This window comes from Streptomyces sp. NPDC054840 (genome assembly GCF_053611065.1).
On sequence record NZ_JBSGZP010000458.1, the window covers coordinates 1 to 6,064 of the forward strand.

A 6,064-nucleotide genomic window follows, 5' to 3' on the forward strand; every position below is an offset into this window, starting at 1 on the left:
GCCCCCATACTGGGCGTATTCGGGCGTTCCGACAACGCGGCGAGGTGCCGTAGCCGGCGTCGTGCGCCCGCCGGGGATTACGGGACAGCCCTTAGCCCCCGGCGCTCCTGGGGTCAGTGGTATTCGGGCTGGGTCTGCACGTTGAGCCGGTCCATGCGCACCCGCGTGGCGCTCTCGGTGCGCCGGTCGTCGAGCCGCAGCACGTCGAGGCCCTTGACGATGTCGTTCGAGTAGATGTGTCCGTTGTAGTAGTACGCCGACCAGGACCCGCCGAGTCCGAGCTGGTCCGTCGTCAGCGGCCCGCGCTCGAAGTACGCGATCTCCCGGGGCCGCGCGGAGTCGGTGAACTCCCATACGGAGACGCCGCCCTGGTACCAGGCCTGCACCATGATGTCGCGATCGCCGCCGACGGGGACCAGCGAACCGTTGTGCGCCACGCAGTTCTCGGTGTCGGCCTGGTGGCGAGGGATCTTGAAGTAGCCGCGGAAGGCGAGTTTGCGCTGGTCCCCGCTGCCGGTGATGTCGTAGATCCCGTCGGCGCCGCGGTCGGGACCGGTGGCCTCGTTGCAGGTGGCGCCGCCACCGCCGCCGAGTTCGTCGGTGAACACCACCTTGTTCGCCCGCTCGTTGAAGGTGGCCGAGTGCCAGAACGCGAAGTTCACGTTGTCCTGGACCCGGTCGATGACCCGCGGCTGTTCGGGCCTGCTGATGTCGAAGAGGATGCCGTCACCCATGCAGGCGCCGGCGGCCAGGTTCTTCCACGGCAGCACGGTGATGTCGTGGCAGCCGGTGGTCTTGGAGACGCCGGGGTTGGTGGGCGCGCCCGGGTTGCCGCCGTCGGGGAAGAGGACCGGGAAGGCGACGACCGCGGCGTTCGTCGGCGTCTTCTTCGGGACCTTCACGACCGAGATGCCGTCGTGCGGCGGCTTGCAGTCGGGGAAGGCCTCGTTCGGGGAGTACGAGGCGACGTAGAGGTAGAGGTCGCGGTCGCCCGGCACCAGGGTGTGGGTGTGCGAACCACAGGCGGTCTCGACGGACTTGATGTACTTGGGGTTCTTCTTGTCCTTGATGTCGAAGATCTTGATGCCCTCCCACGAGGACTTCTCCGTGGCGGGCTGCGAGTCGCTGTTGCAGGAGTCGTCGCTGCGCGAGGAGTCGGTGGAGAGGAAGAGCAGGTCGCCGTGGACGGAGATGTCGTTCTGGCCGCCGGGGCAGAGCACCTGGGTGACGGTCTTCGGCGCTTTCGGGTTCGCGATGTCGTAGATGGTGAAGCCGCTGTAGCTGCCCGCGTAGGCGTACCTGCCCTGGAAGGCCAGGTCGGTGTTGATCCCCGCGGGGTCGCTGCTGGGGATGTTGGCCAGGGGCTTGACGTTGGCGCTGTGCACGATCTCGTCCTGGCCGGGGATGTCGCCGGGGGCGAGCCCCCGGCCCTCGGCGAGGCCCGCGTCGTGCTGATGCGCACCGCCGGGGGCCGGATCGCCCGGGTCGGGGGTGGCGGCCGCCGGTCCGGCCGCGAGGAGCGTGGCGAGGAGCCCGGCCGCGGCGACGGCCACCCCCACGCTCCGGTTCCGTACCCGCCTGCTGTGTAACGAGGTCACTGTGCCCTCCCTTGAGAGACACGATCGGTTCCGTCCGCGAGGGAGCGGAACCAGGACCCCGGAAGTATCTTCCCTTCATGGACATGGCAAAAGCCCCCAGGGCCCGCACGGCCTTATCGGCGTGGTCCGGCCGGTTCTCCGTGGCGGTCGCGGCCGCCGGCCTCCTGTTGACGCTCCCCGGCTGCCAGGGCGGGAACGGATCGGACCGGGCCGAGGACGGCCGGGCCACGATCGTCGCCCCGGGCGGGCCGGGCGAGAAGGCCCGCCACCTCACCCCCGAGGAGGCCGCGAAGGCGAAGCCTGACGACAGCCCGAACGCCGCCGACCACACCTACGTGTCCCACATGATCGAACACCACCGGCAGGCGCTGACGATGAGCGCGCTGGTACCGGATCGGGCCGCGGCGGACGGGGTCAAACGGCTGGCGGAGCGGATCGCGGCGGCCCAGAAACCCGAAATCGGCGCGATGGAGAAGTGGTTGGCCCGCCACCCCGCCACGACCGCGGCCACGCCTCCCGCACCGGCGGCGGGCCATGACCACGGCGCGATGCCGGGGATGGCGACCGAGCGGCAGCTGGCGGAGCTCACCGCGGCCAGGGGGGCCGACTTCGACCGGCTCTTCCTGAAGCTGATGACCGCCCACCACGAGGGCGCCGTGCAGATGGCCGGCGAGGCTCTGGCGGGCGGGAACAACGTGGCCGTGGAGGAGATGGCCACCGAGGTGGTGGCCACGCAGAGCGCCGAGATCCACCGGATGCGCGCCATGGGCTGACTCCGCGGGGGGCCGGTGTCATGCTGGGACCACCTGCGGGAGGAGCTCCGCCGTGCTTCGTGTCGCCGTCGTCGGATCAGGCCCCAGCGGGGTCTACGCTGCCCAGACGCTGGTGCAGCAGCGCGAGGTGCCCGGGGTGCGGGTGGACGTGCTGGACCGGCTCCCCGCCCCCTACGGGCTCGTGCGGTACGGGGTCGCCCCGGACCACGAGAAGATCAAGTCGCTCCAGGGCAGCCTGCGCACCGTCCTGGAGGACGAGCGGATCCGCTTCCTCGGCAACGTCGAGGTCGGCGGGGAGGCGCTGCCCACGGACCGGCTGCTGGAGCTGTACCACGCGGTGGTGTACTGCGTCGGCGCCGCCCGGGACCGGATGCTGGGGATCCCCGGCGAGGAGCTGACCGGGGTGCACTCCGCCACGGCCTTCGTGTCCTGGTACAGCGGGCACCCGGACGCCGCCGCCGAGGCGTTCGACCTGCCCGGGGTGGATGCGGCGGTGGTGGTCGGGGCCGGCAACGTCGCGGTGGACGTGACGCGGATCCTGGCCCGGGGCACGGCCGAACTGACGCCGACGGACATGCCGCAGCCCGCGCTCGGCGCGCTCGCGGAGAGCGGGGTGCGCACGGTGTCGATGGTCGCCCGGCGCGGTCCCTCGCAGGGCAGGTTCACCACCAAGGAGCTGCGCGAACTGGGCACCCTGCCGGGCGTGGGCATCGGGGCCGATCCGGCCGAACTGGCTCTCGACCCCGTGTACGCCGATCCGGCGGCGGCCGCCGCCCTGCCGGCGGTGGCCCGGCGGAACCTGGAGGTGCTGCGCGGCTGGGCGGAAGCCGGTCCGGGCGGGCAGCCGCGCCGCATCGCGCTGCGATTCTACCTCCGGCCGGCGGAGATCCTGGGCGGGCCGGACGGCCGTGTCACCGGGATGCGCTTCGAGCGCACCGCCCCGGACGGCCTGGGCGGGGTGACCGGGACGGGCGTGTACGAGGACATCGAGGCGCAGTTGGTGCTGCGCTCGGTGGGGTACAAGGGCGTCGCGCTCGCCGGGCTGCCGTTCGACCCCGCGAAGGGTACGGTCCCGCACGCGGCGGGCCGGGTACTGCGTGGGGGCCGGGCCTCGGTCGGCGAGTACGTGGCGGGCTGGATCAAGCGCGGCCCGACCGGGGTGATCGGCACGAACCGGCCCTGTGCCAAGGAGACCGTGTCCGCGCTGCTCCAGGACGCGGGGGCGCTGGCCCGGCGCGACCTCCCGGGGGATCCGCTGGACGCTCTGCGGGCGGCGGGTCTGCGCCCGGTCCCGTGGCCGGGCTGGCTGGCCATCGAGGCGGCCGAGGCCGATCTGGGACGCTCCCTCGGCCGACGCTCCGTCAAGATTCCGGACTGGCCGGGCCTGTTGGGCGCGGCGGACTTGGGCCCGGCCTAGGGGGTTTCTCGCCGATCATGCCTGATCGGCAGGACGCCCGTGGGCCGCCGCGGAACCGAGGGGGCTCGACCTCCTCAGGACGTGAGCCGGGCCGCCTCGGCCGCGGCCGCGACCAGGACGCTGTCGAGGAGGCCGGGGAAGAGCGCCTCCAGTTCCTCCCGGCGCAGGGCGTTGAGCTTGGCGGTGCCGCGGTAGGCCTGGCGTACGACGCCGCTCTCGCGCAGGACGCGGAAGTGGTGGGTGGTCGTGGACTTGGTGACCGGCAGGTCGAAGTACGAACAGGCCAGGTCCTCGGCCGAGGCGGCCAGGTCCAGGACGATGGACAGCCGGACCGGGTCGGAGAGCGCGTGCAGCACGCCTTCCAGGCGGATCTCACCCGGCTCGGGGTGGACGAGGGTGCGGGAGGTGTCCCGTTCCGTCATGTCCCTGCTCCACTCACTCGGTCGGTGCGTTCGGGGCTGCTGCGGCCCCATGGTACGAGAGTCGTCGAAGCAAGCGGGCGGGCCGGGGAAACCGGCGGTACGGCTCCGGGGCGGGGCCGCCGGAGCCGAACAAGCGTCACCAGGAGCGGTGGTACTGCTCGGGCGTACGGATCTCCCCGCCCAGCTCCTTGGCCGCGCGGCGGGCCCAGTACGGGTCGCGGAGGAGTTCCCGGCCCAGCAGGACGGCGTCGGCCTCCCCGTTGGCGAGGATCTTCTCGGCCTGCTCCGGTGCGGTGATCATGCCGACGGCGGCCACGGGCAGGGCGGTGCCGGCCTTGACCCGGGCCGCGAAGGGGACCTGGTAGCCGGGGCCGACGGGGATCTCGGCGTGCGGGGCGAGGCCGCCGGTCGAGACGTCGAGCAGGTCCACGCCGTGTTCCAGCAGCAGGTCTGCCAGCCGGACCGTCTCGTCGGCGGTCCAGCCCTCCTCCTCCAGCCAGTCGGTGGCGGAGATCCGGAAGAAGAGGGGGAGCTCCTCGGGCCACACCGCCCGCACGGCGTCCACGACTTCGAGGGCGAAGCGGGTGCGGTTCTCGAAGGAGCCGCCGTACTCGTCGGCGCGCTGGTTGCTGTACGGGGAGAGGAACTCACCGATGAGGTAGCCATGGGCGCCGTGGATCTCGACGACCTCGTAGCCCGCGGCCAGCGAGCGCTCGGCGGCGGCGGCGAACCGGGCGGTGATCTCCCGTATCTCCTCGACCGTCAGCTCGTGCGGTACCTGGTATCCCTCGGAGAACGGCAGGGGGCTCGGGGCGACCGACTGCCAGCCGTGCGCCTCGGGCCCGACCGGTCGCCCGCCCTTCCAGGTGCGGTCGGTGGAGGCCTTGCGGCCCGCGTGCGCGAGCTGGATGCCGGGGACGGCGCCCTGGGCCTTGACGAAGGAGGTGATCCGGCGAAGTGCCTCGACCTGGGTGTCGTTCCAGATGCCGAGGTCGTAGGGGGAGATACGGCCTTCCGGGGAGACGGCGGTGGCCTCCTGGATGATCAGTCCGGTACCGCCGGTGGCGCGGGCGGTGTAGTGCGCGAAGTGCCAGTCGCCGGCCACGCCCGCGTTCGGGCCGAACGCCTCGGCGCTGTACTGGCACATCGGGGCCATCCACACCCGGTTCGGGATGGTGACGGAGCGGAGCGTGTAGGGCGCGAACAGGGCGGCGAAGGCGGCGGGTGCAGCACTCATCAGGCTCTCCAGATACGACCGGGCATGCCGGGGATCGACCAAGTACGAGAGTCACCGTACTACGAATTCTCTCGTACTACGAAGTCCGTCGTACAAGCTCGTCGAGTTCCGCGCGCAGCGCCCCGGCCAGGGCCGCCAGGTCCGGGACGGCGGCGGCGTCGGCGACCAGTCCGTAGTGGACCGTCCCCTTGTACGTGGAGACCGCGACGGCCAGCGACTGCCCCCGGGCCAGCGGGGCGAGCGGGTATACCTCGCGGACCGGGCTGCCGCCGAGGGTGAAGGTGAAGCTCGGCAGCGGCACGCTGGTGACCAGGATGTCGAAGAGCAGCCGGGCAGCCTGCGCCACGAGCGGGCCGCCGAGCCGGTGGCCGAGCGGGTGGACGTGATCGGCGAGCAGGGCGACGGCCCCGGCGCCACGGGCGGGTCCGGCGTCCTTGTTGCGGTCCATGGCGGCGCGCACGCTGTCCAGGCGGCGCAGCGGATCGGGTTCGGCGAGCGGCAGCCGGAGCAGATAACCGGAGAGCCGGTTCCCGGCGCCCCCCGAGCCTCCGGGCCCGCGGCGGCGGGACACGGGGATCAGGGCACGCGGGCCCGCACCCCAGGGCTCGGGATCGCCC

At 72.4% G+C, this 6,064-nt stretch carries 6 protein-coding genes; 2 read left to right on the forward strand and 4 right to left on the reverse strand.

Going from position 1 to position 6,064, the window contains the following annotated elements:
- Positions 1–113: 113 nt before the first annotated feature.
- Positions 114–1,598 (reverse strand): LVIVD repeat-containing protein, encoded by a 1,485-nt coding sequence (locus ACWGIU_RS26765; protein ID WP_453709888.1) that lies wholly within the window; start codon positions 1,596–1,598, stop codon positions 114–116.
- A gap of 83 nt (positions 1,599–1,681) precedes the next feature.
- Between ACWGIU_RS26765 and ACWGIU_RS26770 the strand changes: the two genes are divergently transcribed.
- Positions 1,682–2,371 (forward strand): DUF305 domain-containing protein, encoded by a 690-nt coding sequence (locus ACWGIU_RS26770; protein WP_453709897.1) that lies wholly within the window; start codon positions 1,682–1,684, stop codon positions 2,369–2,371.
- A gap of 52 nt (positions 2,372–2,423) precedes the next feature.
- Positions 2,424–3,788 carry an FAD-dependent oxidoreductase gene (locus ACWGIU_RS26775; RefSeq protein WP_453709889.1) on the forward strand — a complete coding sequence of 455 codons (1,365 nt, stop codon included), beginning with the start codon at positions 2,424–2,426 and terminating at the stop codon, positions 3,786–3,788.
- A 74-nt stretch (positions 3,789–3,862) separates the two neighbouring features.
- On the opposite strand, the gene ACWGIU_RS26780 is transcribed toward ACWGIU_RS26775, so the two are convergent.
- The 3 genes from ACWGIU_RS26780 to ACWGIU_RS26790 form a co-directional block, all read right to left on the reverse strand.
- Positions 3,863–4,210 (reverse strand): ArsR/SmtB family transcription factor, encoded by a 348-nt coding sequence (locus tag ACWGIU_RS26780; RefSeq protein WP_453709891.1) that lies wholly within the window; start codon positions 4,208–4,210, stop codon positions 3,863–3,865.
- Positions 4,211–4,346: 136 nt separating this feature from the next.
- The gene (locus tag ACWGIU_RS26785; RefSeq protein ID WP_453709893.1) at positions 4,347–5,447 is read right to left on the reverse strand and encodes an NADH:flavin oxidoreductase/NADH oxidase; all 1,101 of its coding nucleotides are present in this window, start codon (positions 5,445–5,447) and stop codon (positions 4,347–4,349) included.
- 76 nt (positions 5,448–5,523) lie between these two features.
- A partial coding sequence (locus ACWGIU_RS26790; protein ID WP_453709895.1) for a WS/DGAT domain-containing protein occupies positions 5,524–6,064 on the reverse strand: 541 nt, incomplete at its 5' end.

What these genes read in the sequence shown, in the direction of transcription:
- ACWGIU_RS26785 (WP_453709893.1), bottom strand. Translation starts at nt 5,447, where the DNA reads ATGAGTGCTGCACCCGCCGCCTTCGCCGCCCTGTTCGCGCCCTACACG.
- ACWGIU_RS26780 (WP_453709891.1), bottom strand. Translation starts at nt 4,210, where the DNA reads ATGACGGAACGGGACACCTCCCGCACCCTCGTCCACCCCGAGCCGGGT.
- ACWGIU_RS26770 (WP_453709897.1), top strand. Translation starts at nt 1,682, where the DNA reads ATGGCAAAAGCCCCCAGGGCCCGCACGGCCTTATCGGCGTGGTCCGGC.